26 protein-coding genes and 1 pseudogene are annotated in these 25784 nt (G+C 48.2%); 9 read left to right on the top strand and 18 right to left on the bottom strand.

Translation table 11 applies throughout. The annotated features are described in order from the left end of the window. Positions 1 to 69: 69 nt before the first annotated feature. Positions 70 to 651, bottom strand: a complete 582-nt coding sequence (locus BP727_RS05270) for a DUF3786 domain-containing protein (RefSeq protein ID WP_286857727.1) — start codon at positions 649 to 651, stop codon at positions 70 to 72. 121 nt (positions 652 to 772) lie between these two features. On the opposite strand from BP727_RS05270, the gene BP727_RS05265 reads away from it, so the two are divergent. Further along, entirely contained in the window at positions 773 to 1840 is a 1068-nt protein-coding gene (locus BP727_RS05265) for an AI-2E family transporter (protein WP_286857725.1), read from the top strand. 278 nt (positions 1841 to 2118) lie between these two features. Beyond that, entirely contained in the window at positions 2119 to 3048 is a 930-nt protein-coding gene (locus BP727_RS05260) for a DMT family transporter (protein WP_286857723.1), read from the top strand. A 171-nt stretch (positions 3049 to 3219) separates the two neighbouring features. Here BP727_RS05260 and BP727_RS05255 read toward each other — a convergent pair whose 3' ends face one another. Continuing rightward, positions 3220 to 4449, bottom strand: coding sequence for an alpha/beta hydrolase family protein (locus tag BP727_RS05255; protein ID WP_286857721.1), 1230 nt, complete (start codon positions 4447 to 4449; stop codon positions 3220 to 3222). Positions 4450 to 4634: 185 nt separating this feature from the next. After that, a pseudogene (locus BP727_RS13710) lies at positions 4635 to 4856 on the bottom strand (IS481 family transposase); the annotation flags it as partial. Between the two features lie 204 nt (positions 4857 to 5060). On the opposite strand from BP727_RS13710, the gene BP727_RS05250 reads away from it, so the two are divergent. The 4 genes from BP727_RS05250 (at position 5061) to BP727_RS05235 (ending at position 12074) form a co-directional block, all read left to right on the top strand. Further along, positions 5061 to 10058 (top strand): DEAD/DEAH box helicase, encoded by a 4998-nt coding sequence (locus BP727_RS05250; RefSeq protein WP_286857719.1) that lies wholly within the window; start codon positions 5061 to 5063, stop codon positions 10056 to 10058. After that, positions 10042 to 10992, top strand: coding sequence for a DUF1848 domain-containing protein (locus BP727_RS05245; RefSeq protein WP_286857717.1), 951 nt, complete (start codon positions 10042 to 10044; stop codon positions 10990 to 10992). The genes BP727_RS05250 and BP727_RS05245 overlap by 17 nt, the downstream gene beginning before the upstream one ends. A gap of 166 nt (positions 10993 to 11158) precedes the next feature. Beyond that, a complete protein-coding gene (locus BP727_RS05240; RefSeq protein WP_286857714.1) occupies positions 11159 to 11398 on the top strand; it encodes a hypothetical protein in 240 nt (79 codons plus the stop codon). 442 nt (positions 11399 to 11840) lie between these two features. Next, positions 11841 to 12074: a type II toxin-antitoxin system HicB family antitoxin gene (locus BP727_RS05235; protein ID WP_394339399.1), complete on the top strand. Its 234-nt coding sequence runs from the start codon at positions 11841 to 11843 to the stop codon at positions 12072 to 12074. An 83-nt stretch (positions 12075 to 12157) separates the two neighbouring features. Here the strand turns inward: BP727_RS05235 and BP727_RS05230 are convergent, their stop codons facing one another. The 4 genes from BP727_RS05230 to BP727_RS05215 all read right to left on the bottom strand — a co-directional run bounded on the left by BP727_RS05230 (position 12158) and on the right by BP727_RS05215 (position 14918). Further along, entirely contained in the window at positions 12158 to 13207 is a 1050-nt protein-coding gene (locus tag BP727_RS05230) for a radical SAM protein (RefSeq protein WP_286857710.1), read from the bottom strand. Beyond that, positions 13188 to 13463, bottom strand: a complete 276-nt coding sequence (locus BP727_RS05225) for a hypothetical protein (protein ID WP_273271588.1) — start codon at positions 13461 to 13463, stop codon at positions 13188 to 13190. The genes BP727_RS05230 and BP727_RS05225 overlap by 20 nt, the downstream gene beginning before the upstream one ends. Positions 13464 to 13598: 135 nt before the next feature. Continuing rightward, on the bottom strand, positions 13599 to 14213 hold the full coding sequence (locus BP727_RS05220) for a superoxide dismutase (protein WP_013720056.1): 615 nt from the start codon (positions 14211 to 14213) through the stop codon (positions 13599 to 13601). A 39-nt stretch (positions 14214 to 14252) separates the two neighbouring features. Beyond that, positions 14253 to 14918 carry a peroxiredoxin gene (locus BP727_RS05215; protein WP_013720057.1) on the bottom strand — a complete coding sequence of 222 codons (666 nt, stop codon included), beginning with the start codon at positions 14916 to 14918 and terminating at the stop codon, positions 14253 to 14255. 366 nt (positions 14919 to 15284) lie between these two features. On the opposite strand from BP727_RS05215, the gene BP727_RS05210 reads away from it, so the two are divergent. Continuing rightward, positions 15285 to 15773 (top strand): Fur family transcriptional regulator, encoded by a 489-nt coding sequence (locus tag BP727_RS05210; RefSeq protein ID WP_273271587.1) that lies wholly within the window; start codon positions 15285 to 15287, stop codon positions 15771 to 15773. A gap of 46 nt (positions 15774 to 15819) precedes the next feature. On the opposite strand, the gene htpX is transcribed toward BP727_RS05210, so the two are convergent. Further along, the gene (htpX, locus tag BP727_RS05205; protein ID WP_013720059.1) at positions 15820 to 16650 is read right to left on the bottom strand and encodes a zinc metalloprotease HtpX; all 831 of its coding nucleotides are present in this window, start codon (positions 16648 to 16650) and stop codon (positions 15820 to 15822) included. 195 nt (positions 16651 to 16845) lie between these two features. Here htpX and BP727_RS05200 point away from each other — a divergent pair, with 195 nt between their 5' ends. Both BP727_RS05200 and BP727_RS05195 read left to right on the top strand, forming a co-directional pair. Next, positions 16846 to 17556 (top strand): rhomboid family intramembrane serine protease, encoded by a 711-nt coding sequence (locus BP727_RS05200; RefSeq protein ID WP_083804720.1) that lies wholly within the window; start codon positions 16846 to 16848, stop codon positions 17554 to 17556. Positions 17557 to 17679: 123 nt separating this feature from the next. Beyond that, positions 17680 to 18306 (top strand): tetratricopeptide repeat protein, encoded by a 627-nt coding sequence (locus BP727_RS05195; protein ID WP_286857706.1) that lies wholly within the window; start codon positions 17680 to 17682, stop codon positions 18304 to 18306. A gap of 48 nt (positions 18307 to 18354) precedes the next feature. Here BP727_RS05195 and ftsY read toward each other — a convergent pair whose 3' ends face one another. The 10 genes from ftsY to BP727_RS05145 all read right to left on the bottom strand — a co-directional run bounded on the left by ftsY (position 18355) and on the right by BP727_RS05145 (position 25641). After that, positions 18355 to 19521, bottom strand: a complete 1167-nt coding sequence (gene ftsY / locus BP727_RS05190; protein WP_276838419.1) for a signal recognition particle-docking protein FtsY — start codon at positions 19519 to 19521, stop codon at positions 18355 to 18357. After that, the gene (pfdA, locus tag BP727_RS05185; RefSeq protein ID WP_276838417.1) at positions 19514 to 19969 is read right to left on the bottom strand and encodes a prefoldin subunit alpha; all 456 of its coding nucleotides are present in this window, start codon (positions 19967 to 19969) and stop codon (positions 19514 to 19516) included. The genes ftsY and pfdA overlap by 8 nt, the downstream gene beginning before the upstream one ends. Further along, the gene (rpl18a, locus tag BP727_RS05180) at positions 19962 to 20150 is read right to left on the bottom strand and encodes a 50S ribosomal protein L18Ae (RefSeq protein ID WP_013720064.1); all 189 of its coding nucleotides are present in this window, start codon (positions 20148 to 20150) and stop codon (positions 19962 to 19964) included. Before rpl18a ends, pfdA begins: the two co-directional genes overlap by 8 nt. Before the next feature lie 15 nt (positions 20151 to 20165). Further along, the gene (locus BP727_RS05175; RefSeq protein ID WP_286857728.1) at positions 20166 to 20831 is read right to left on the bottom strand and encodes a translation initiation factor IF-6; all 666 of its coding nucleotides are present in this window, start codon (positions 20829 to 20831) and stop codon (positions 20166 to 20168) included. Next, the gene (locus BP727_RS05170) at positions 20821 to 21087 is read right to left on the bottom strand and encodes a 50S ribosomal protein L31e (protein WP_013720066.1); all 267 of its coding nucleotides are present in this window, start codon (positions 21085 to 21087) and stop codon (positions 20821 to 20823) included. The genes BP727_RS05175 and BP727_RS05170 overlap by 11 nt, the downstream gene beginning before the upstream one ends. A gap of 2 nt (positions 21088 to 21089) precedes the next feature. Next, positions 21090 to 21242 (bottom strand): 50S ribosomal protein L39e, encoded by a 153-nt coding sequence (locus BP727_RS05165; protein WP_083804721.1) that lies wholly within the window; start codon positions 21240 to 21242, stop codon positions 21090 to 21092. Further along, positions 21181 to 21837, bottom strand: a complete 657-nt coding sequence (locus tag BP727_RS05160) for a DUF7411 family protein (RefSeq protein ID WP_286857698.1) — start codon at positions 21835 to 21837, stop codon at positions 21181 to 21183. Before BP727_RS05160 ends, BP727_RS05165 begins: the two co-directional genes overlap by 62 nt. 23 nt (positions 21838 to 21860) lie before the next feature. Beyond that, a complete protein-coding gene (locus BP727_RS05155) occupies positions 21861 to 22202 on the bottom strand; it encodes a DNA-binding protein (protein WP_013720068.1) in 342 nt (113 codons plus the stop codon). Positions 22203 to 22216: 14 nt separating this feature from the next. After that, complete coding sequence (locus tag BP727_RS05150) at positions 22217 to 22684, bottom strand: 30S ribosomal protein S19e (protein WP_286857695.1); 468 nt, start codon at positions 22682 to 22684, stop codon at positions 22217 to 22219. Positions 22685 to 22908: 224 nt separating this feature from the next. After that, complete coding sequence (locus BP727_RS05145; RefSeq protein ID WP_286857693.1) at positions 22909 to 25641, bottom strand: cation-translocating P-type ATPase; 2733 nt, start codon at positions 25639 to 25641, stop codon at positions 22909 to 22911. Positions 25642 to 25784: the final 143 nt, after the last annotated feature.

Below are 25784 nucleotides of genomic sequence, written 5' to 3'. Positions count from 1 at the left end.
TCTTCTCTGCCCCTACACCCCGACGTTATAACCGGCCTTCCCTAAAATCTTTTCAATCCGGGTTTTGCATCATTGCGAAGACTGCTCGGAGCCCTCCAGGACATCATCTGCCAGAATCGTCAGCAAGACCGTCAAATCCTCCATGGTTAGGATCTGGGCCAGTGCGCGATCAAAGAGCATCGTTGCATCTGCTGGCAGATCCTCATCGCTCCTCCAAAAAAGGATTCGGACAATGACGCCGGGAAAGGTCTCCACCTCCACTGCCACATCCGCCCCCTCCACCATCCTGCCGGCAAAATCATCCTGCAAGGTCCTGACCAATTCCTCCGGGCTCTGACTGAATCGCTCTGCAAGCGGCCTGATTGCCCGGCGGGAGAAATTGGAGCAGAAGAGTTTTCCTCCATAGGTCTCTTTGATGGATATCCATTCTCCTGCAGGTTCGTAACCATTTTTCGATCTGCCGATCAGATAATGGAGCAGGAGCACCGATACCGTCTCAATAGCCTGGCGGCGACTGGGCAGGAAGAGAACCTCCCTTTCCGCCTGCTTAATCTCATATCTGTCTTGGAACAGTGAAATGATATTGCTGGATGGAAGCCCGAGTCCTTTCAGCTCCTCCCAGGCCATGCCCAGTGCTATATCGTATCCCATTGATCTTCCCCTCTCTGCAAGACATCTCAAAGAAGATTACTGGCGGCCATCATCATCCTTTCGGCTGATCAGATGAAAAAACATAGAAAGGCTTATGCCGTAAAAAGGAGGAGAAGAGAGCATGAATCTTGGGCGGAGGTTCGACATAGGGGCGGGAATTTTCGTCTTTCTGATAATCCTTCTCACCCTTTACCTGACCTTAAACTTCCTGACAACCATCCTCTTGAGCGTGGTGCTCGTTTTTCTTCTCAAGCCCCTCTATGCCCTGTTCTTCAGGCTGACTAAAAGAAAGCAGATATCCTCATTTTTATCCATAATGCTGGTCTTCATCCTCATCCTCTCCCTGATTCTGGGGATCACCAGCGCCCTATTGGTGGAGCTGTCCTATCTGCAGTCATCAGGGGCCATATCAGATGTGGAGATTGATAAGACCATCAATGAGATCGATGCCTGGTCCAAGAGCTTTATCCCCGCCTGGCTTTACAACTCCATAATCGAGATCGCTCTGCGTTATGCGCAGGAGATAAGCGACATTCCCATAGCGTTCGCCACCTGGGTATTTCCCATTCTGCAGCGTGAGCTCACCGCCTTTGGCTCCAACCTGCCCATTCTCTTTGCCCATCTGATCGTGGTGGTATTCTTCACCTATTATCTGCTCATAGACGGCAAGGTTTTTATTGATCAGGCGGTGGATCTGGTCCCCCAGGAAAAGCAGGGTATTGTCAGGCGATTTCTGGATGAGCTTTACAGCATCTACCATACTCTCTTTACCGTATACTTCTCCACCTCCATGCTCAGCGGTGTGATGGCAGCGATTGGCTTCTCATTGCTAGGCATCCCCTATCCATTTCTGATGGGGGTGGTGGTGGCGGTATTCACCCTCTTGCCCCTGCTGGGGCCGCCGTTCGTCTTCATTCCCATAGCAGTCTATTATCTGATCGTGGGAGACCTTTTCCGCTGCCTGATCCTCCTGGTATTTGGAACGGTGGTGCTGATGGTAATTCCTGAAAACGTTATCCGCCCACACCTGGCCATGATGAGCTCCCGGATACACCCCATACTCACCCTGCTCGCCTATACCGCACCCATATTTGTCATTGGAATCATCGGGGTGATAGTTGGCCCTACCCTCTACGGCTTCCTCCTCGCCGTCTACCGGTCGATCAATGCTGAAAGGAAAGGATTATAATCCAGGTGGCATCCTGCAATTCAGGGGATACTGCAGGTGAAGAATGAGGGATTTTGCGGTCAATTGGGGCTGAATCCTCCGAGCCAACAATATTATAATGGCTCTTCGCTGAATTATGTGGATGAGGTCCGGCAGAGAATATAGCCACAGTTCCTTTGCGTCCCTGTGGTTGGGTCAGTGCACCACGGTTCACCACAGAAGCACAAAAGACACAGAGAATCTCCAATTCAAGTTTACCCACGCCAAATCGTGAGGATCCATTATAATTGAGAGGTTTAATGGGCGGGCAGAAAGAGTATCAATTGGCGGTATTGTTCATAATCCTGGATGTTTTATTCTGGGGTTTTTCCTTTATAAGCACCAAGGTGGTCCTGTCACAGATTCCGCCTGTATCGATAGCATTCTTCAGGCAGATCATCGCTGCATCGACTCTGATAATGCTTGTTCTTTTTACCAGGACCTCATTCAAAATAGGTCGAAGGGACATGGGATATATCGTCCTCGCCAGCTTCTTTGGAATAGTGATGTACTTTTCCCTGGAGAATACCGGGCTTCTGTATACCACGGCATCCAATGCCTCGATGATCGTGGCCGCCCTTCCCATATTCACCCTATTTGCCGAAGCTATGCTCTTCCGTCTGAAGGTCACCTGGAAGATGATTCTCTGCTTGATCCTTTCCACCATTGGGGTGGCTCTGGTGGTCACAGTCGATGGGAAGGTGGATCTATCATCTGCCAGGTTTTTCGGCAATCTGCTGGTCATGGGAGCGATCATCTGCTGGGTATTTTACACCCTGCTGAATAGAAGGCTCTCTGAGAATTACCCCTGCCTGGCTTTAACCGCTGCTCAATCAACAGTCAGCATAATTCTATTTATTCCCCTCATCATCCCGGAGATCGATGGATGGCCCGCGATATCCGAGATCTCTCTGCCGGTATTTGCTAATCTGCTCTTTCTAGGGGTTTTCTGCTCCGGCTTCGCCTACATTTTTTATATTTATGCCACCAGAAGGCTGGGAGCAACGGTGGTTTCGGCCTTTTTGAACCTTATTCCAGTGGTGACAGTGGTCTTCGGCTATCTCATCTTGCACGATACCCTCTCCTGGATGCAGGTCCTTGGCATGGCATTGATAATGTTCGCTTTATATCATCTGAACCGGTTGATGAAAAGGGTGAAATCTGTGGTGAAGAGAGAAAATGGCATATAATGCGATTCATGCCATCAAGGCCAGAGGATGATACAGTTCCTGGGTTTGGACGGAAGAGAAAAAAAATGGCTGGCTCGACCAACCTCTCCGTCGCAATTATCCCAAGCCACTCGATAGATAAAAGCCAACTTAAGGCTCACTCCTTTCTACACATAAGACCAGGGTCTCACCTCAGCCAGCGCCCTCCCTCATCCTTCTATCCGGGCTCGTCAGCCATGCATAGAGGTCCTCCAGCACGGCCTCCTCCATCGGCCCCAGAGGCTGAATCCAGTTCTTCAACGGATGGAAGCTGTGACCTAGCCCCGGATAGACGATCAATGTGTGATCAGGGTGGTTGACCTCCATCAGCTTCTCTTCCAGCATCCTGGCCTCCCGGACAGGGATCTGGGTATCGTTTTCTCCCTGGAGGATCAGGATGCTGGCAGATACATCGCCTATGATGTCCGTGGTGTTGTTCAGGGCGAAGTAGGATGCCAGCCAGGGACTGGCCTTGACCGACTCATTGGAGAGCATGGGCTGGACCTGCTTTTTGATCAGAGGCTCCAGGTCGCCCCTGATGCTGAGGTTGCCCCTCCGGTCAGAGGTTATGACCGAATGCCACTGGTGCTCTTCGGTCGTATTGTTCCACATCACCAATCCTATAGCCTGAAGCGGGGCCAGACTCTCGCCCGGCGTTCCCATGGTCGCCTCTACCTCGGCTATGGTCAGGAGGCCATCGTGGTTGCTGTCTATCACCTCTTCTGCATAGAGCAGCGGCCTGGCCAATAGCTGGAACTGCAGATTATCCCTCAGATTCCCCGCCGGTGCGGACAATAATACCATCTTCCGGATCTCTGCATCTTCCCGGGCAATCCTGGGAGCTACGATGGCCCCCTCGCTGTGGCCGAGGAGGGTTATATCGTTCTTGTCCACCTCCGGCTGGGCTCTGAGGATCGCCAGCGCCTTTTCGGCATCGCTCTTATAGCTCTGGTAGGTGGAGTTGGCCACAATGCTGGTATTGAGGATGGTGCCGTTCAGGCCCACGCCCCGCTTGTTGAACCGCAGGACGGCAATGCCTCGAGACGAGAGGTGCTCGGCTATCTGCAGAAATGGCCTGGAAGGCTCATCCGATCCCGTGACCTCTGGGGGCAGGTACTCGTTCATGTCTATTGTCCCGCTGCCCTGGAGGAGAAGAATCCCGGGGAAGGGGGCCGTACCAGATTTTGGCAGGGTGAGCTGGGCATCGGTCTTGATGCCGTCTTCAAGCTCTATGGTCAGGTCACGAGCCACATATTCCTGGGCACAGGCACCTGGAATTGACACTAAAAAGAACAGGACGAAGATCAAGAGAAGGGAGGCGAATGCTATTCTCCTTTTCCTTCCGGCAAAAGACTGGCCGCTCTCGGGAATTATCATACTCATGAGATCATCTTCACGAGGCTTAAATTTTGGGATTCGGCCCCAATACGAGCAGCATTTTGCAGTGCAGAAAACACGATAGCGTGCCATATCTACTGCAATTTCACATTGACCCTGTATCCAGGTTCTACTCTACTCTTCCAATGATAAATACCTTTTACCTGTTATCCAATCCCCATTAATGTCCCGCGAGCATGGGCTGCTCTGATGACCTCGGTCTCTTTCTCAGTGAAGGGTTTGCGGAGGCGACCAACTTTTTCGCCCAAGACTGGTTCATGCCCGATATCCTTATACTCTCTAATGATCTGCTGGACTCTTCTTTGTGAGAACTTGACATCTCGCGCAATCTCTTCTGTGGCTACCCCTTTGCGGTTATGACGAAGGATATAGCGAACTTCGTCTTGTTTGATTTCATATCCTGGACTATGCGTCCAAGCTTAGATGATAGGCGAAATAATTTAGGACACTACAGTAGAGTTCGCAGACGGAAACGGTCAGAGATAAAAATGGTTACTGCAAGGGGCGGAGTTAGGATTGATAGCTTCTGCATTCAACTACCATTGGAAGAGAAACCGAAAATGATATGAAACAAGAGACTTTATAGTACTGCCTTATTGTCGATAGCAGAAATTAGAGATAATCTCAACTCAGATATTTCTGAGAGAAAATTCGTCTCAATCCAGGTTAGCCTTGAGTCCGATTTAAAGGAACCTCAGATCCCGGGCGAACGTATTACATGGAAAGTAGAGGTTTTAGATCCTATAACGGATATCATTTATTATAAATTTTGGTTAAAGAGTATATCAACAAAGAACGAGTGGCGTCCAATTACTAGCTGGAGAAAATCCAATGAATGGACATGGGTACCTACCAGAGCCGACATAGGTGTTTGCCAAATAAAGGCTGAAATAAGCTATGAATCTAAGAACAAAGTTGAGGGCAGTTCAATAAAAGAGTTCAATATAATCAAGCAAATATCAAATCTAATACAAGAAAAACCTCTTATGTTCCCCTCACTGGATTCTCCAAGCCAGCCACGATATATTTTGTCCGAAATCAAATTGAAAGAAAGACAAAGAATCGAATCAAATAACAATCACTTCAATAATAAGAGCTACGAATCCAGAGATTCCAAGAAAACGAGTTGTAGACCCCCAAATCCATCCCTCCGGCTGCATAGTCTCAAACCAGACCATTTTAGCCCCCAAGAAGAAGGAACACTAATAATCTGGAGCGTAAAAGCATCAAATCTAGATGGAGGAGAACTTTTTTATAAATTTTTGCTAAAATCTCCTGATAAGAACTTTTGGGAAGAAATGACTGGATGGATCCAAGAAAGCACATGGACTTGGATACCTAATTTATCAAATATTGGTAATAATCAAATTAAAGCTCAAATAAATGATAGTTGTGATGCGGACCAAGATAGTCATGCTCGAGAGGTCATTACAGGGTATAATATATTACCAAAAGTCCATATATCTCTTGATCTCTGCAGCAGAGAAACGGAAATCGGCGATGAAAATCAATGTCAATCCCAAAATAAAGCTCTCGAGATAATTGCTACCAATGCATTAGACTATTTTAAAAACGATATTTTATCTGCATTCCAGATTTTTACTCCGTTACCCGATACCAAGCAATTAGACACTATAGAAATATCCGCCGATGGAAAGCAATTTATTGAGATGTATGAGAAGAAAGCTAAGGAAAATGGTCTTTTTATTCATCAAATTGATTTTATTAAAGCATGCATGACCCAAGAATCTACAAAAAACTTCATCATGACAACCAACACTGGATCCGGCAAGAGCCTATGTTTTTGGTTTTGGGTCTTTCATCACTTGACAAAAAACGAATTATCCACTGCTCTATTATGCTTTCCCATTCAAGCTCTTGTTTTTGGTCAAGCTTACAGATTGGGGAAAATATCCGATCCAAATTCGCTCGTATCCTATGATAAGGAATCTCCTCCTTATGCTGGGACAATAAAGATTAATGGTAAATCGATATCTTGGACTATTTGGCTAGGGACTACGAAAGATCGTATTATGAAAAAGCACGAAAAGAGCGAGGCATTTAGGAATGCTCGAATTCGCATATCTACAACAGATAAAGCTCATTGGAGCCTGATGTCCGAAAGCAGCAGAGATTTTTTGGGTAATTTAGAGTGCCTAGTTCTTGACGAATCACATTTATATAGCGGAGTCTTTGGGGCGAATGTTCATCATTTTCTAAAACGCTTGTATGCAAAAAAAGAGATTATTGGAAAGCCGAAACCAGGCATATTTCTCGCTTCTGCAACACTCCCATCAGCAAAGGAATTTGCAAAGAAACTATTATTTCTAACCAGTATCGATGAAATTCAGCATTTCCAAGACTCTGTTAAGACGCAAATTAAACGCATTCCTATTCAAGAGTTTATAGGGTGCTTGAAAAATCCTCTAACCAATGGATTGCTCCGTTATGTATTGTTTATTAATGGTCAAGGAAGAAAATCACTAATACCCTTCGTAATAGATGACAATTTGATGGGAAAAGATGTGAATGCCATATTTTTCACTCAAAATAAAAGTTTTAGCAGAAAAATTAAACGACAAACATCTGAATGTACCAGGAATGTTCAAATATATGACGCTAATTTAACCTCTGCAAAAAGAAGACAAAGAGAAAAAGAAATTTCAAGTGATAAATCTAAAGGTCTTACTCTCTTAGCAACCAATGCCCTTGAACTGGGGATTGATATTCCAGGACTAGATCTCTGCATCATGGAAGATATTCCATTAAATAGAGCTGCAATGATGCAGCGTATCGGCAGAGTCGGAAGACGAGACGGCAAACCAGGCTTAATAATTATGAGGATAACATCTTCCCCCAATGATGAGAGTATTCTTGCGGATCCAGAAGCAGCCTTCCAAATTTCTAAATGTCATCCAATACCCATACCAAATCATCTTGAAATTATTAAATGGAAACATGAAATAGCTGCTTGCGACGAATTGCTTACCAGCGAACTAGAAAGGGGTCTTGACATTTTTTTATTTGAAAAAATATTTAATAAATATTTCGATGATATTCCTATTTCAAAAGAAGAATTAGTAAACCGTTTAGAGAACAGATATGGTGCGTTGATTAATACTAAAGAAAATTATTGGGAATACGATAATTTTCGACCCAAAATTGGAGAAGGATTAATTTCGGTAAAAAAAGGCTCCAAAGAAATCGGTGTCATCAATACGATCGATATTTTTAGAGATGCTCATCCGGAAGCTATTTATATTGATGAGGAAGGCAAAAAGTATCGAGTATCAGATTATCATATTAATACGAAAAATGAAAAGAAAAAATATTGGCTTGAGACGTCAGAATGCGATGAAAATCTGAGTTCAATTTCAGAGATACAGGTAGTAGAAGATCAAAGCTATTCTATTACACGTGGCAGCTGGGACAATGTCATAAGCTATGAGATTTCTACAGATTATCCGGATCAAGCGAACTATCCAAAAATCGGATCTATAAAATTCGGAATTTGGAAAAACACGCGGACTTGGCGTGGCTACAATAAAACCGAAAGAATCGAGATTCAAAATATAAAAAGAAATACAGACGATTTGAATCAAACATCTAGGAACGAACCGAGATTCAGAGAAATTACACATTTTGTATCTCGAGATCGAATCGCTTCTAAGAACATTCTAAATAAGTTCCCACAATGTTATTCTTATAGAACAATGGGATGGGAATGGGATTTCAAACAAAAGGATCATCTTGAGTTTTATTCTTCTGATTTGGATAATTTAACAAAAAATATCCTTAGGCATTTCATTGCTAATTCAATAGAATCTGAAATAAATGGCATTGATGTCAAGTTAGATTCATGGGAAGGCAAATTTCGGGTTATGGATGCATCTCTGGGGGGATACGGCTTGTCTGAGTCATTGCTACTTGATGGTCGTATAATAAAGGCATTCCACGACTGCAGCGAAAAATTAATAAAATACTCAGAGCTTAAAGAAAAAAAGTTCGAATTATATATAAAACATTTAATACAAGAAAAACCTACATTCTCTGCAGTTGATATCCTAGTCATAGTTCAAAAACTTCTTGAAATGTGGGGGGATTTAGATGCAAAATCCCTAAATGCAATAGGTGAATCCTATCTGAAGAGAGAATCTTATGAAAAAGCAATTGAATTCTTTGATAACGCAATTGCCGCAGATCCAAAGAACGTAAAAGCGCAATTAAATAAAGGAAAATCGTTAAAAATTTTAGGGTATATTAGAGAAGCTATTGACTGTTATGATTTAGCTATTAATGTGAACTCAAGCCTCGAAACCAGTTGGAATGAAAAAGGTAAAGCACTTTACGAGATAAAAGAATACATACAATCAGCAGAATGTTTCGAAAAGGCCATAGAGCTAAAAGAGAGGAATGCGCCTGCATGGCATAATTTTGGTATTGTTCAGCTAGCACGGGCAAATTTCGATCAGGCAATCAAATGCTTTGATATGGCAATTAATATTCGCCCAAATTATGCTGAAGCCTGGGACTGCAAAGGTCGTGCCCTCCAAGCTCTAAATAGAAAAGCAGAAGCTAACAGTGCATTTCTTCAATCAAGGAAATTCGGATCTCATTCCTCAAAGCCTTGTATTGAAAAGCTAAATTACTTTGAAGCTGTTAGCAGCATCATCAAGTCAGTCATGGATCAAAAATCCATTCCAATTAATGATCAAAATTGGATTAATGATTTAAAAAATCAGGAAAAATTCCCGGAAATTTATTATAAAAATGAATATATAGATTATTCTAATTATTATTCTCAGCTTTTTTATATGTGCAAGTTTGTACCATGCCACGCAGATATCTTGAGGTATATTTTCGAAAATAACAGGTCTTCTTTAAATCAACATTTGATGAAAACACATTATGACAATGATCACATCAAAGTCTCGATTCTAGGGTGTGGCCCTGGAACTGAGCTTCTAGGTTTGGCCAAATGGATTGAAAGAAAAGCAAGGGAAAGAATAAATCTAAAGGTATTTTTAGCAGACCAAAATCAAGATTGGGAGATCTATTGCCAAATGCTAACGAAGCATATCGAATTAAAATGTGATCTAAAATTGAATTTTTTAGAAATAAATTTCAACAAAATTGATATTGAGAATACAATAGAAAATGGAAATGGCTTAGGGCCAATTAAGGAAATTGATATTTTCATAATGAGCTATGTGTTTTCCGAAATCTGCAAAGATCAAATAAAACTAAATTCATTTCAAAAATTGTTTAATACGATAGCATTCAACGCCAAGAAGGGATCAAAGATTATTTTAATTGATCGTAATGAACCGATTGTTAAAAATGAATTGGTTGAGGTTCTAAGGAGAGCAAGAATTTCGGTAACAGAATTGAACTATCCATCTCAAAACCTAAAAAGAACATTCACAAGACATGATGCTGAAAAGGTGAATTTCAAGATGGATATAGATATCGGGCAAATCGATCAAGTCAACGACTTCTGGAAGCAAATTATTAATAATGGAATTGAACCCAGGCTAGATGGTGATGTCTTCTATCTTATTGGGACGGTAGGTCAATATGATCATTTCAGCTAGTTATAAAACAGATATACCAAGATTTTATGGGGAGTGGTTTGCCAACCGGCTTGATGCAGGCTATTGCATGATGGTGAATCCATATAACACGAAACAAGTGATCAAAATAAGCTTGAAGCGTGAAGATGTGGATGGATTTGTTTTCTGGACAAAAGATCTCGGCCCCTTCATGGATAAGTTAAATGTTATTCATCAGAAGGGTTACCCTTTTACAGTTCAATACACGATACATGATTATCCACGTGAACTTGAAACATTTGTTACAAAAAGAAAGAAATCTGTTAATTATATGAAGATGATTGCAGAAAGATTTGGCCCTCATGTGGCTGTTTGGCGCTATGATCCCATAATTATTACCTCATTGACGTCATTTGATTTTCATTTAAATAATTTTGAGACATTGGCTCAAGAATTAGAAGGCACGACGAATGAGGTTGTAATTTCTTTTGCACAAATATACAAGAAAACTTTAATTAATTTGAACAAGGCTTCCGAATTAACCGGTTTCAAATGGGAAGATCCAGCAGATGAAAAGAAAATAGAAATTGCATCATTAATGGCTGAAATTGCACATAGTCATGAAATGCAATTAACTATGTGCTCCCAGAAGCAGTTTCTAGCTCAAGGAGTTAAAGAGGCTCGTTGTATCGATGCTCGTAGGTTATCAAAGATGGGTGGATCTCCAATTCGTGCTAAACTTAATGGAAATAGGCGTGATTGCGGTTGTTACGAGTCAAAAGATATCGGAGATTACGACACTTGCCCTCACGGATGCGTGTATTGCTATGCAGTTCGCAGTATAAAATTAGCTAAGGAGCGATTCAGACAGCATGATCCTAATGGTGAATTTTTATATACGCACAAAGAAAATAATAACACAAAATTTGAAATTGATAAAGGAGTAAACAAATCTCGACAAACAAAACTATTCTAAATTTTAAGCCACAGATGAAGAATGGATTAAATTGAGCATGTTCTTGGCCGCGTAAATGGGGCGAAAAGGCTGCGACCCATAGGATGAGTGGATCTCCTCTGGCCGCTTGGACCCTTTTGCTCTGATAGCTGGGCAATACAAGAGTTTGCCACTCTCCTCACAGGAGATGGGCCTGCGCAAAGCTGCCTCTAATGAGAGGGTCGAGTACCGTGGAACTCTGTGGCTTCTCGATGCAATGATAGAGGAGGACACGATATCTGGAGCAAAAGGCCATATGTCTCTCGGGCTTATGCTCAATGCAAAAAGGCGCCTCCAAAAAAAAAGAATGTATTGGCTCAAATGGCTCCTGGAAACCCCAAGATATAGTACTATGTTCGTGAGCTTGGATCACAAAGATAAAATATAATTTTGGCTTGAACCCACATTCCGCACTTTGAGTTTGGGATCTAGTATTTTTGAAGCTATTGATTCATTCTATTTTATGAAAATATTTTAATCTAAATAAAAAGTTCTTTTGAATTCATTTGACATTAAGTTGATTTTCCCTTGTGATACGAGGTGGCACAATATGCACTCGATTATGCTCGATGGGAGCGACATGGCAAGCGGATAAAATATTAATTTAATCGAATAATTCAATTAATAATTCTATTCGGAGAATCATTATCAAGAGAAATACTAGACTTAGGAAGTTGAAGTGCGGAATGTGGGCTTGAAGAGTATAGGAAAGTCCTTTTGTCTTTTGTCTATTCCTAGATGATAGGCGAAATAATTTCTGGACTCTACACAAAAAAATGATACGCTCCCCGCAGAATTAAATACTATCATTTCACAATTATACAGATCAGATGAGAACGCTTCGTTATAAGATTATGATCAGGCTGGAGACTGACGGAACCTACACGGTGATCGTTCCCTCTCTTCCTGGTTGTTTGACTTTTGGCGATACCATCGAGGAAGCACTAGAGATGGCAAAGGAGGCAATCGAAGCATATATCGAAAGCCTCGCCGCCAGAGGCATAGATATACCGGTGGAGGAAGATCAGATCGAAGCCACCATAACTGTCGAAGCAAATGCCTAGGCTGCCTGTTCTGTCCCCAGAGAAGCTTGCCAGAGCTCTTGAAAAGATTTCCGATCGAAACCCATTTTATCTGCTCTCGATCATCACCCTAGGAGCCTTCCCGCTGGCCCTATCTTTCCCCGCTCCGTCTGGCAGACGACGGACTGCAGACCGCAGTCTCTAAGAATATAATGGACCTCCAGCATCTTCCAGTGGCTGGGCCGGACCAGATCCGACCTTCTGAACTCCGGCCGGTAGTCCAGAACACAGACCTGAATCCAGGGATCGATGCTGACGATTCTCTCCGCCATCTCCTGGATCTCTGATATGCTGATCAGTTCCTCATTGAATGGGATGCCGATGCCCAAGAAGACCTGGGGATGGCTGTCGTGCAGATATTTCACCGCCTCCCAGGCGGTCTGCAGATATTTGGTCGCCAGCCCCTCATCCAAAAGGCCGGTTATCTCCATGAAGGTGGATATCCTAAGGGCCTTCAGATCGATGCCAATGTCGGTCATGCCTGCTCCGACCAGCTGATCGATATAGTCCTCGGTCAAAATTGTGCCGTTGGTATCCACATGAATCCGAGCGATTGGGTTTTGCTCCCGGAGGAGACGTATGAAAGAGATCAGCCACGGCCGGTTGAGGGTGCACTCCCCGCCGGAGATGGCTATGCGCTCCACGCCGCACTGCTTTTTGGTCTCATTCATCCTCTCCGCCGCCTCCTCTGGGGTGAGGAGCTCGCCTGCATCCATAAAGGCATACCGCCAGTTCTGGCACTGGGGGCAGCAGAGGTTGCAGCCTGAGGTGAAGCAGACCGCTTCTATGAAGCCCAGGCCGCTCTCCAGCCACCATGGTGTGCCCACGCCTCCCGTCTTATGGCCCATGAAGCCTGCCACCATCCTGCGAGGCGTCCCCATGGGCGCTGCAGTCCTTATCCTCATTCCCTCTTGCACCTGCGCAGTGCAGGCCGGCCTAGCCTCTCCATCTATCTTCAGGGCACAGGCCCAGCATCCTCCCACCTGGCAGGGCATGAATAATCCCTTGTCGGAAGGATGCAATGTGATATTATATCCGAGCTTCTCCAGAGCCTCTTTAACTGAGAAGCCAGAAGGCACCTCGATCCGTCTGCCGTCAACCTCTATCGTTGTCATTGACCGCCTTCATGGATTGCATCACAATATCGATGGGAAGCACAGTCTCTCCAGATATGCCGTTTCTGGCAATCCAGGTGCTGATGGATGAGCATGCCATCAAGACATCCGATTTATCCCTGCTGCTGGCGGCAATTATCCTGGCGACATCATCTTTGTTCCGGATCTTGATGTTGTAGGCCATCTCAATCGCCAAAAGCTGCATTTTTGCCCTCTCTTCAACCGACTCCATGAATGTGTCAATGCCTTCCTTCATCTTAAGGCCTTTGTTTTCAGTCATCCGCGAGCAGAAGGTTTCAGCTAGAAGAATGGCTAATTGCACAGGGCCAAATTTCATGATAAAATGCCAGGCTTTCAGGACTCTGCCCAAAAAAAGGGTGAAAGGAGGTGATTATTTAATTACTGCCTCCAGCCTTCGGTTTACCTCATCCCAGTTCACGATGTTCCAGAAGGCCTCAACGAACTTGGCCCTCTCGTTCTTGTAGTCCAGGTAGTAGGCATGCTCCCAGACATCCAGGACCATGAGGATGCGAAACATGGGATAGACGTTCACATTATGCTTCTCAATCTGCATAATGATCGGCCTGCCGGTCATGCCGCACCAGGATAAGGCCGCCCATCCGGAGCCCTCTGTGCTCACAGCAGCAGTGGTGAACTCCTTCTTGAAGCGCTCAATGGATCCGAACTCCTTTTTCAGGGCCTCGGCTAAAGCGCCCTCAGGCTCCTTCTTCGCTTTGGAGGCGGGAGCGAGGTTCGCCCAGAATAAGCTGTGCAGCACGTGGCCCCCCGCCTGGAAAGAGAGCTCCTTTAGCGTGGCCTTCATATCGATGTCCGATCCGGATTCCCGCGCCTTGTCCAGCCTTTCCAGTATGGCATTGGCGCCGTTCACATAGGCGGCATGATGCTTGTCATGATGCAGCACCAGCTGGGCCTGGGTGATATGGGGCTCCAGGGCATTGCCAGCATAGGGCAGCTCGGGCAGGGTGTATTTCTTCTTATCAGCCATATAAAATCACCTTGATTTTCAACCTCATCAATTGTCTGCTCACAACTTCTTATGGCAGAACCACCAGTCCTCACAGACCATGCCGCCGCCTGTCTTTCTGCCGGCAGCAGCCTTCTCATCCGCCGGAGGGGGCACGATCACCTGGTCGCCGAGGAAATCGTTGTTGGGCCAGTTTGCGGGAGTTGCTACCTTATTCTTGTCCACGACCTGCAGCGCCTCAAGAGCCCTGATGATCTCGCCCATGTTCCTTCCTATCTCCTGGGGATAGAAGAGTATTAGGCGAATTGTGGCCTCAGGATCGATGATGAATACCGCCCTGACGGTATTGGCGCCCTTGCCAGGATGGATCATCCCCAGCCTCATGGCCACCTTGCCCAGGTCGTCGGCGATTATGGGGAAGGTGATCTCCACTTTCAGGTTCTCCTTGATCCACTGGGTCCACTTCATATGAGCAAACACCTGATCAACAGAAAGGCCGATAAGCTCGCAGTTCAGCTTATCGAAGTCGCTCCTCATCTTCTGGAAGGCCACGAATTCAGTGGTGCAGACCGGGGTGAAGTCCCCAGGATGGCTGAAAAGGACTAACCACTTTCCGGAATATGCATCTGGCAACTTGACCATGCCATGGGTGGTCTTGACCTCCATGGAAGGGAACTTATCTCCAATCAATGGGAAGCCACCTTTGTCGCCCATATGGTAGCTCATATGGTGAAAACCGCTATGCTCAAATCCCCTCGAGGGGCCGGATCTATCTGATTCGCACATATTTAATAACTCCTCTCTATCATATATATTTGGTTCTGTTAGATGAAGCCTTTCAGTTTCTTCAATACTCTTCCATTTGGCAGAATTTGCAGCTATGATGCCACTTGAGCTCCACCTGAGATCGGACAGGGATCTCGCTGGTGCAGCTGTTCTTGCCCTAAATCCTAGATGAACTCACACACTTTATTTGGAGATAGCCCGCGAGGTTTGATCCTGCCCACCTCCCAAACCAATCAGTCCTTTCTCTGCCCTGAATTCCAGTGGGGGATATGTTTATTTAAGAGTGATTATTAGCTAATAATTACTATGATCAGTGCAGACAGCCTGGACTCAACCATCATAAAGACATTTCGCAACAGCGGCTATAGAGCCACTCCCCAGAGAATAGCCATCAGCAGATACATACTGCGCAATCACGAGCATCCTTCAGCACAGAAGACTTATCAGGAAGTCAAGAAGACCCATCCTACCGTAAGCCTGGCCACCATCTACACCACAATAAAAATTCTAAAAAAGACCGGCCTGATCTGTGAGTTGAACCTGCCTAAATCTCAAACCAGGTATGATCCCAATACAGAGCCCCATGCGCACCTGGTCTGCCTTCAGTGCGGCAGCGTCACCGATTGGATGGACCCGATAATGCAGAAATTGGTGAAAAATGTCTCCAGCAAGGCGAACTTCACTGTAATCGGATCGAGCTTTGATCTGGAGGGGATCTGCGCTTTGTGCGGTCGAAGGGCAAAGGATGCCCTGAAAAGCGCCTCCCCACCGGCAGAATCAATATCGGCCGAGTAAAAATCGTTATAAGCCTTTTTGTCGATACCAGTCTTAATCACTTGATTTACATGGATCTGAGCCGGGCGATCCTCTCCTCTGTGCTGGGATGGGTGGAGAAGAGTGACGCCACTGCCTTTCCTTTGAGGGGATTGACGATGAACATATGAGCAGTGGATGGGTTCACGTCCGAACGCACTGCATTATTGCCCGACTCCAGCTTGGCCAGGGCACTGGCCAGGGAGAGGGGCTTGCCGCTTATCTTCGCTCCACCGGCATCGGCCTCAAACTCCCTGCCCCTGGATATCGCCAGCTGGACGATGGTGGCGGCCAAAGGAGCCAGGATGGCCATGGCTAAAACTCCCAGGGGGTTGGGGCCATCATCGTCCCCACCGCCGAAGATCAGCGACCACTGGGCCATATTGGCCATAAATGTGATCACTCCGGCAAGGGTAGCCGCTATGGTGCTGATCAGAGTGTCCCGATTCCGGACATGAGCCAGCTCATGAGAGATCACTCCTGCCAGCTCGTCTCTATTTAGGATCCTGGTGATCCCAGTGGTAACGGCGACTGCTGCGTGCTTGGGATCCCTGCCCGTGGCAAAGGCATTGGGCATGGGATTATCGACTATATAAAGCCTGGGCATGGGAAGGCCAGCGTTGGCGGCCAGATTCTCCACCATGCCGAAGAGCTCCGGAGCCTCCGCTACTGTGAGCTCGCGGGCTTTATACATCTTTAAGACCAATTTGTCGCTGTACCAATAGGTTCCAAAGTTCATCAAAATGGAGAAGATCAGGGCTATGAGCATGCCACCTCTTCCACCAAAGTAGCCGCCGATCAGCAGCAAAATTCCTGTCAGACCGGCCAGCAATAGGGTCGTTCTGATCATATTGGCCATAGGTATTGGTTCGTCTAGAGAGTTATTTATCTTTTGCTATTGGCTGATCGGATACCATCGAATGGATGTCCTCAAAGGCAGTTTTTTGGGGAGAGGAGTTGTCCATACTCGATGCATAGGATAAGTATATTGACAGGTAATTTGATTGTGAGCACAAGAGCCTGAGAGAGTACAGGATAAGATAATTTGAGGTGAATGATGTTTGCACCGGTGGGCACAGAGGAGATCATACCGCGCCGAAGCTTTCCGATAGTTACGGCAGTGATAGTGGCAATTAACGTCCTTTTTTTTATCTATGAGATCTATATTCTGATCACAGATGGATCACAGGGACTGAATTCCTTTTTCAATACCTTCGGCCTGGTGCCTGCCGATGTCACAAGCGTCCAGAGCAGCATGCTGCCACCATATTCAACATTCTTCACCTCCATGTTCATCCATGCGGGCATATTGCATATCCTCTCCAATATGGTCTTTCTGGCCGTATTTGGCGATAACGTGGAGGACCTCTTGGGCCCCATCCCCTATCTCATCTTCTATCTGCTCTGCGGCCTTGCGGCATCAGCCGCCCAGATTGCTGCTGACCCCTCCTCAATCATCCCCAATGTGGGGGCCAGCGGGGCGATCTCTGGGGTTCTGGCCGGGTACCTCGTCCTCCTGCCCACGGGCACTGTACGCCTGTTTATATTCTTCGGATTCTTCTACCGAATCACCAAGATACCAGCGCTGCTCTTCATCACCGTCTGGTTCGTCATCCAGCTATTCAGCGGTGTGGCCTCGTTGGGAGCGGTGGCAGAAGGCGGTGGTGTGGCCTACTGGGCTCACATTGGAGGTTTCATAGCAGGATTACTGCTCGCTTTTGCCTACAAGACAATCATGAGACGGCATCTATTCCCGTCGCACTGAGGGAAAGGAGAGCAATAAGGGCCTCCAAAATCTTTTTCTTCAGATATGCAGAATGGACATCCTTGAGGAGGAATGATCTTTAAAGGGAGTTTTATCTGTATCCTGGTTTCTGGCGTTATCTTAATGCAGATATCACTCATAGCTCAATCGGGCTTCTGTGCACCCGCTTCGCATGATGAGGAAGGCATAAGCTGCTACAATAAGGGCATAGACCTGGCCGAGCAGGGCAGATATGATGAGGCCATAGCGGAGTTTGACCGCTACATCCAGGATTATCCGGATTATGCCCGAGCCTGGTACAACAAGGGGGTTGCTCTAACCCAGCAGGGCAAGTACGAAGAAGCCCTCATCGCCTTCGACAGGGTGACCGATATCGAGCCGCAAAATTTCCAGGCCTGGTATAATAGGGGCGTAGTCCTGTACATCCTGGGAAGATACGAGGAGGCGCTGGAGGCATCCAACAGGTCCACGGAGCTGAATGGTGAAGATGCCAGGGCCTGGATCAATAAGGGAAATGTGCTCTTTCAGTTGAATAGGCATGATCAGGCGGTGGCAGCATACGATCGAGCAATCGGGATCGATCCCCACTCTGCCCAGGCCTGGTGCAACCGCTGCAATGCACTGATCAACCGGTCGGAGTACGATCTGGCGTTATCGTCTGCCCAGAAGGCCATCCAGATCGACCCGGATATGGTAGAGGCTTACAGCTGCAGGGAAGCGGCACTTATGGAGCTGGGAAGGGACTCATAGGTGGCCGCTGCCCTGATCAGCTCAGAGGTGGCTTGTATCATCGAGAATTTATGCCTCTGCCTCACCCATCAGTCTATTCACCAGCCACTCGGGCTCGAACTTCACCAGGTCGGGATAGGTCTGTCCCACGCCAAGGAAGAGCACCGGCTTGCCGGTTATATAAGCGATGGATATGGCAGATCCGCCCTTGGCGTCGGCATCCGTCTTGGTGAGGATCGATCCATCGATGGGCACTGACTCATTGAACAGCCGCGCCCTCTCAACGGCATCGTTGCCTGCTATTGCCTCATCCACGAATATCAGCAGATCGGGGGTGGTAACCCGGACGATCTTTCTCATCTGATCCATGAGGTTGATGTTAGTATGCAGCCTGCCAGCCGTGTCCGCCAGGACTACATCCTTGTTATGGGCCCGGGCATACTCGATGGCATCGAATATCACCGCTGCCGGATCTCCGCCCGTCTTGTGCTTGACCACCTTCAGCCCCAGATTGTTGCCATGCACCTCTAATTGTTCAATGGCTCCCGCCCGGAAGGTATCGCCAGCGGCAAGGACCACAGAGTAGCTCTGATCCATGAGATACTTTGCCACCTTGGCGATGCTGGTCGTCTTACCGGTGCCGTTCACTCCCACGAACAGGATCTTGACCGGCTTATCCTTCGCCCGGATGTACTCATCGAAGTCCAGGTGGTTCTTGGATAGAAGGGTTATCAGCGCATTTCTAAGAGAGTCCTCAGCCAGCTGGCCGGTATCTGAACCGATCTTCTTTTTCTTCCCAACCAGATCGGACTTGACCTCTCTTACGATCTCCTCAGCCACCGGAAGGGCGACATCGCTCTCCATCAGGGCCATCTCCAATGCCCACATGGGCTCCTCCAGATCCTTCTCCTCTAAGATTATCTCCTGCTCGAAGACCAGGGTCTTGGCCTTCTGCAGGAATGAGAATCTGCCTTTCTTATTTTTGGCCTCTCCATTATCCGAGGGCTTAGCCAAGGGCTCGCCCTTAGCAGATCCAGAAGATGCTCCCATTTTGGGCTCCTTTGCCTTCGAACCCTTCCTGCCGGCATCCGGAGCCTCCAGAGCAGACCTATCCTCTGCCTCGATCTCCTCTGGCTGTGCTGCTCCCTTCGAGCCCTTGGCTGAAACCTTCTCAGCGACCTTGGCAGACAGGGCCTCCTTAAAGCCGGAGAGCTTCTCTTTGAACCGGTTAAACAACCCCTTCGCTCCCCTGGCCGTCGCTGAGGCGGCTTTCGTACTGCTGCATTATGCCCTGAATCTTCTGCATCTCTTGATCGATCTTGGCAAGAACTTCCGTGAGCTTTTTCGAGCCCTCAAGAACCTCATTCTTCCGAGTCTTCAGGATCTCTATGGCCTCTTCAGATCTTTTTTCTATGCTCACGCCTGCCCCGACATTCAAGATCACATTCTCCTTGGAGGCGAGTTTGCCGTGGATGAACGATCCAGAGCCTATGGGAACCAGAATCTCCTGACCGACCTCAGCCTCCTGCAGAGCATCAACTGCTGCGAGAGCACTTTCTAGCCCCTGAGCAGCGATCTGGCTCAGGCCGAGCTGATGGGAGATTCCGTCCGCCTGGGCCTGGTACTGCTCATATGCAGCCAGGAGCCTTCTGATCTCCTCCTCGCTCCCAGGAGAGCTACTCAACTGTCTTCACCTCGTCTATCTTGATAAGGCCTCTTTTCAGACCATGTTGACTTCCCATCAGGGAGTAGACCATATTTTTGGCATTCTTCTCGTTCTGGCTATCCACTACCTTGCTGAAAGGAAGCCAGGTCTTGCCAATAAGCCCTCCCTTATATCTTCCCTTGATCTCAAAATTAGTCATGAATTTTCACCTCTATTACGCCAGGAAATCCAATGCATCTTCAATGCGGCCCAGCTCCGGGCCGGTGGTCTCGTCTCCTGCGAGGTAGCCGTAGCTGTTCGCCAACAGACCTGAGCCCACCAGTGGCGAGCCGAGGTTGACTGTGCCCACATCCACAGGCAGTTCGAATAGCTCCTCCAGCACTGCCATTTCCTGTTCGGATACCCTGGGATGGACAAGAAGGCCTTTGTTGGTGGCAACACCAGCCATTCCCACGGTCTTCAGGCCTCCGATTGTGCCCTTTTGCAGCTTGACCTCAAGCGTCTCCTCTATCGCCCGACAGGCTCTGGTGGAGAGGCCGGGATGAACCAGAGCGGCGCTGTCGTTGGCCAGGATGACATTGCCGGCGGCATTTATCCTGGTCGGCAGCCTGGAGACCTTTCCATGCTCTTGGAGGATCTTCAGATCTTCAGCTTCCGCATGGCGGCTGACCACAAATCCACTCTTGTTGGCGGAAATGAGCGAGCCTGTGACCGATCCGATGCCAGGCGGGATGCATACCGCCTTTACGTGAAGCCCTTCTTCTATGAATGCCAGATCCTCTGGCCCGACTACTGCTGGCAGCAGTACTATATCATCTGTGCAGCGGGCGAATACACCCAGCAGACTGCTACCTGCAATCTTGATCCTCTTATCTCTCACCGGCAAACTCTGCTTCCACTCCGCCGTCTTCAAACTTGACCGCCCGCACCCTTACCCGCCTTGGTGGCTTCATATCCCCTCTTCTCCAGATAACCTGGTTTAGGCCGGGATCGATCTTCACATCCTCTGCGGGGGTCTTCATATGCCGGGCAAGGTAATTCCTTATCTCAGCCATGGCCCGGTTGGACCTTCTGTAAACGGGAACGCATTTCACAATACCCAGGGGTATGGTGTAAACTCTTTCTGTGTCCGCCATTGTCATCTCTCTAGACTGCTTCTTCGCCAATGTCTTCTCTTGGGGTGAGCAACTACCTTCCTCATGGTCTTGACTATGACCCAGGAGGGAACCCTACGATTCTGATTGAATGCTTTGGCAAGCCTGATCTTCTTGCCCTTTAATTTCTTGGACAAATCTCTTCCTCCGAATTACTCTCGTGTGCGTATGATTGGAGGGGAAGATCCTGTTGACCTCCATCTGGCCGTGCCTCTCTTTTAGCGCATATCTCAGGCCCACCTCAAAGTCTGAAGCAGGATGCTTCTCGGAGAGCTCCTCCTCGAAGTCCAAATAGCGCGAGGCCATCGCCCGGATGGCTTTTCCACCCAGGCCCGCCAGAGGTCTCAAGTATTGCACATGCAACCGGTCTTCCAGGCTTCGGATGGCGCCGAAATCCATCTTCGGGGCGCGATCATCCCTTCTTGTACCGTCCGCCACAAATTCGCACTCTTTTGCTACTGTCTCTACTGCAATGGGATGAACATAATTGAGAGCATCATTGGGATAGCCCGTGGACTGCAATATCTTCAGGGCTCTCTCCAGGACATCCGCATCGAATACCATTCTTCTCAGGGGATATCCCAGCTCTCTTGCTGCTTCTTTTGCTCTCATCCAGGAATCGTCGTGGCCAAAGCTGAAATTCACCAGCTCTATCTCCTCGAAGAATGGCTCGAGAAGGAGGGCCGTCAGACTGCTATCTTTTCCGCCGGAGAATAGGACTGCAACCTTCATGTATCGACCGATTCCGAGATTTTTCATCTTCTTGTTATATTGATATCTCTCTTCTTGGGCTGGGCCTGGGTGAGTATCGCCTTGAGTTGCTCGTCAGTGATCGGGCCTCTCAGCCTGCCGCTTTGTGCAAGCATGATGAGCTGGGCCTCGATCTGGGAGACGAACTCGGGCCTGGTCATGCGAATGGCATTCATCCTTTCGCGAGCCTCAGGAGTGAGGATGGTCCGCATTATGGCCGCCTTTTTGGCTTCCATCTCCTGCTGGGCCTGCTCCTGCTGAACAGCAGCCATTTGTGAATCCGCCTGCTGCCTTTGGATCTGCTCCAGCCTCTTTCGTCTCAGTTCTGCAAGCTCATCATCAGCCATTGTTTGATTCCTCCTTATGCTGTCGATTCTGCGGCTGGTTCGGATGCGGGTGCAATTGAAGCCTCTTTTTGGCTGGCCACCTTATGGGCTATGCCGTCGAGGAATGCCTGGCCCTCTGGGGTCATCTGGCGTCCCTTCTTCAGCTTCCTAACTAGGCCTGCCTTCTCCAGCTGCTGCAGGGATTCTCTTACCACTGAGCCGCTGCCCTTGGCGAAGGTTCCAGTGGCCACTCCCTTGCGCTTCTTTCCGCCGTAGAAGGTTCTGAGCCGGGATACTCCCACCGGCCCATCGATATATATTCTGCGCAGAATGGATGCCGACCTCACAAACCACCAATCTGGATTGGTGGGTGGCATCTCCCTATTTACCCCAGTCTTAGCAAATTCAGCCCAAACAGGTGGCTGGACCTTGCCCGCTGCCTTTAGCTCTAAAGCTGCGGCGGCTATCAAGTCATGGGGAGGTACGTCGTAAACAGTTGTCAATTTTTCAATCCTCCGAGATGATAAGGAACAAACCAGAACCCTTACGCCAAAACAAGTATAAATGCTTTTTCCGCACTATTCACTTTGGGCGCGATTCTCCAAGAGGGCAATTATCCCATTCCCGCAGAAGTAAAGGCTGCAATCCAAGAGAATGAGATGTTTGAGCCGGAGGAGAATTCAAGCCCACCCGGATTTCCCTTTCTGATCTTTCAGCTTATTATCATCTAGATCCGTATAAAACCCGTTCTTTTTATCAGCTTCCTCAGTTCGTCGGCGATGAATACCGTGCTTGAGACGGCGAAGATGATGGCCCAATCATACAGCGAGAGGGCCACCGTTCCCAGAGCCATCTGGAAGAATGGCAGGGTCGTCGCCATCAGCTGCAGGGCTATCGATACAACTATTGCCCCGATCAAGTATTTGTTGCTGAAAAGGCCGATCTTGAAGACGGACTTGTCTTCAGACCGGCAGTTGAGGGCATTGAAGATCTGGAACATGGCCAGGGTGGTGAAGCCCAGGGTCTGAGCGCGGTGTATATCTCCACCGTTAAGCTCCCTGGTAAACACCAGGAGGGTGCCCGCAGCCATAAAGGCGGCAACGAAGAGCACATTCTTAACTATATCCATGTTGATTATATTCTCCTTGGGGTTTCTGGGCGGCTGGTCCATCACATCCTCTTCTTTAGGCTCCATGGCCAAATTCACCACTAAGAGCCCGTCGGTAACCAGGTTAACCCATAGGATCTGCACCGGGGTGAAGATCAGCACATTTATGGCCATGAAGACCAGGGCCACCAGGATGGTGAGGATCTCACCAGCATTGGTGCTGATGAGATACTTCACTGTCTTTCGGATATTCTCGAAGATTACCCGGCCCTCCTCCACTGCGTTCACTATGCTCTGGAAGTTATCGTCCGTCAGGATCATGTCCGCCGTCTCTTTGGTGACATCGGTTCCAGTTATCCCCATGGCGATGCCGATCTCTGCCGCCTTGAGGGCAGGAGCATCGTTGACCCCGTCTCCGGTCATGGCTACGATATGCCCCTTCCTCTGCAGGGATTGGACTATGCGGTGCTTATGTTTGGGTGATACCCGGGCGAAGACGGAGGTATCCTGAATCAGACCGTCCAGCTCCTCATCGCTCAGATCATCCAAATCCGAGCCGGTGAGGACCTTCGACCCTTCCTCATAGATCCCAATATCCCTGGCTATGGCCTGTGCGGTAATCTTATGATCCCCGGTGGCCATGGTCACCTTGATCCCCGCCCTCTTGCACAGATGAACCGATCTTATGGCCTCCGGCCGGGGCGGATCGATCATTCCGGAAAAGCCGGTGAATATCAGGTTAGCTGGACCCTTATTCTTGAATTCATCCCCCTCTTCCGGCTTAATGGTGACATAGGCCAGGGCCAAAACGCGCAGAGCCTCTGCTGCCATCTGCGAACTGGCCTTCAAGAACTCTTCCTTTCTCTTCTGGTCAAGCTCCTTTACCTCTCCCCTATCCAGGACATATGAGCACATGTCCAGGATGGTCTCCGGCGCTCCTTTGAGCAATGCCAGCAGCTCAGCAGAGCCGGTGCGGTGGAAGGTTGACATGTATCGGTTCTTGGGATCAAAGGGGATCTCATCGACCCGGGGATGGCTTTCCTCCAGCTCGCTCTTATCCAGGCCCGCTTTTGCCGCTGCCACTAACAGGGCGCCCTCAGTCGGGTCGCCCAGGATCTCCCATCGATCCTCTTCTTCCTTATGGCTCTTGAGGGAGGCATCATTGCAGAGGGAGGCGATCTTCAGGAACATGCTCAGGCTTTTATCCTCTGAGGCTTTTAGCGGCACTCCGTCCAGCTCAAAATCGCCCTTCGGCTGAAATCCGACCCCCGATACATCGACTATCCTGCCCGCCAGGAAGAGCTTCTGGACCGTCATCTGGTTGGTGGTCAGGGTACCGGTTTTGTCAGTGCAGACCGCAGTTATCGATCCCAGCGTCTCCACTGCATCCAGCTTGCGGATGATGGCATGCCGGCTGGCCATGCGGCTGACACCCTCAGCCAAAGCAACGGTTATGGCCGCAGGAAGGCCCTCGGGGATGGCCGAGACCGCCATGGCCAGGGTGAAGAGAAAGAGCTCAATCAGCTCAAATCCGCGCCAAAAGCCCACTACCAGGGTCAGGCTGCTGGCCACTAAAGCCAGGATCATCAGCTTCTTGGATAGGTCCAGGGTACGCCTCTTGAGTGGAGTCTTCGCCTTTTCCGTTCCGGCTATCTGGTGGGCGATCTTACCCATCTCGGTATCCATTCCGGTGGCAAAGACCACCGCTTTGCACCTTCCCTGAGTGACCACGGTTCCTGCAAAGATGATATTGTCCATCTCTGCAGTGATCAGATCCTCCTGCAGTGCTTCCGCCATCTTTCTCGCCGGTACCGATTCACCGGTAAGCATGGACTCGTCCATCTCCAAGTTCGCCTGCTCTATGATCCTGGAGTCTGCCGGGACCTTTGCTCCCGCTTCTACCAGAATTATATCCCCAACCACTACCTCCTGGGATTTGATGCGCATCTCCTGGCAGGTTCCCGTCTCCGGGCAATCCCTCAAGACCCGGGCTTCGGCTGATGCCTGGGATCTGAGGGCCAAGATGGCCTCTTCCGCGCTGTATTCTTTAAAAAACCCAAGCAATGTGTTGATGAGAATTACCGCAAGTATCACTGCAGCATCTATGAATTTGTCAGCCATGAAGGAGATGACCGCCGCCAGGCCGAGAACAGCTATTAGAGGATTTTTAACCTGCCCGATGAGAATGCCGAGCTTGCTCAGCTTTTCGCCTTCCTCCAGCTCATTGGGTCCAAAGGCCTTGTAGCGTCTGGCTGCCTCTTCTGTACTCAAGCCTCGGGTGGTGCTATCCAATTTTTGCAGAACCCGGTCAGCACTTAATGCATGCCAGTTATTATTAGCATCAGACGCCATCGCATCCACTCCTTATAAATAAAAATACATCTTTTAATTATTTGCTCCTCAAGATATAGGCATTCTCAGATATATGCATTAAAAGGGATAATTCATTAAAACCTTTTCTATGTGATCATAAAGCTTTTGTTCTGGGAAATCGT

This window comes from Methanosaeta sp. UBA356 (assembly GCF_002496465.1).
In the GTDB taxonomy this organism is placed as follows: Archaea; Halobacteriota; Methanosarcinia; order Methanotrichales; family Methanotrichaceae; genus Methanothrix; species Methanothrix soehngenii.
Note: the sequence above shows the minus strand (reverse complement) of the source record. Positions and strands in the feature narration are given on the sequence as shown.

Bases quoted from the DNA above. Each gene is read 5' to 3' on its own strand.
- BP727_RS05170 (WP_013720066.1), bottom strand. From the start codon at position 21,087: ATGGCGGACACAGAAAGAGTTTACACCATACCCCTGGGTATTGTGAAA.
- BP727_RS05200 (WP_083804720.1), top strand. From the start codon at position 16,846: ATGATGTTTGCACCGGTGGGCACAGAGGAGATCATACCGCGCCGAAGC.
- BP727_RS05160 (WP_286857698.1), bottom strand. From the start codon at position 21,837: ATGAAGGTTGCAGTCCTATTCTCCGGCGGAAAAGATAGCAGTCTGACG.
- BP727_RS05225 (WP_273271588.1), bottom strand. From the start codon at position 13,463: ATGAAGGAAGGCATTGACACATTCATGGAGTCGGTTGAAGAGAGGGCA.
- BP727_RS05270 (WP_286857727.1), bottom strand. From the start codon at position 651: ATGGGATACGATATAGCACTGGGCATGGCCTGGGAGGAGCTGAAAGGA.
- BP727_RS05210 (WP_273271587.1), top strand. From the start codon at position 15,285: ATGATCAGTGCAGACAGCCTGGACTCAACCATCATAAAGACATTTCGC.
- BP727_RS05230 (WP_286857710.1), bottom strand. From the start codon at position 13,207: ATGACAACGATAGAGGTTGACGGCAGACGGATCGAGGTGCCTTCTGGC.
- BP727_RS05245 (WP_286857717.1), top strand. From the start codon at position 10,042: ATGATCATTTCAGCTAGTTATAAAACAGATATACCAAGATTTTATGGG.
- BP727_RS05220 (WP_013720056.1), bottom strand. From the start codon at position 14,213: ATGGCTGATAAGAAGAAATACACCCTGCCCGAGCTGCCCTATGCTGGC.
- BP727_RS05155 (WP_013720068.1), bottom strand. From the start codon at position 22,202: ATGGCTGATGATGAGCTTGCAGAACTGAGACGAAAGAGGCTGGAGCAG.
- BP727_RS05265 (WP_286857725.1), top strand. From the start codon at position 773: ATGAATCTTGGGCGGAGGTTCGACATAGGGGCGGGAATTTTCGTCTTT.
- BP727_RS05260 (WP_286857723.1), top strand. From the start codon at position 2,119: ATGGGCGGGCAGAAAGAGTATCAATTGGCGGTATTGTTCATAATCCTG.
- BP727_RS05235 (WP_394339399.1), top strand. From the start codon at position 11,841: ATGAGAACGCTTCGTTATAAGATTATGATCAGGCTGGAGACTGACGGA.
- BP727_RS05195 (WP_286857706.1), top strand. From the start codon at position 17,680: ATGCAGATATCACTCATAGCTCAATCGGGCTTCTGTGCACCCGCTTCG.
- BP727_RS05240 (WP_286857714.1), top strand. From the start codon at position 11,159: ATGGGCCTGCGCAAAGCTGCCTCTAATGAGAGGGTCGAGTACCGTGGA.
- BP727_RS05215 (WP_013720057.1), bottom strand. From the start codon at position 14,918: ATGAGCTACCATATGGGCGACAAAGGTGGCTTCCCATTGATTGGAGAT.
- BP727_RS05255 (WP_286857721.1), bottom strand. From the start codon at position 4,449: ATGAGTATGATAATTCCCGAGAGCGGCCAGTCTTTTGCCGGAAGGAAA.
- htpX (WP_013720059.1), bottom strand. From the start codon at position 16,650: ATGGCCAATATGATCAGAACGACCCTATTGCTGGCCGGTCTGACAGGA.
- rpl18a (WP_013720064.1), bottom strand. From the start codon at position 20,150: ATGACTAATTTTGAGATCAAGGGAAGATATAAGGGAGGGCTTATTGGC.
- BP727_RS05145 (WP_286857693.1), bottom strand. From the start codon at position 25,641: ATGGCGTCTGATGCTAATAATAACTGGCATGCATTAAGTGCTGACCGG.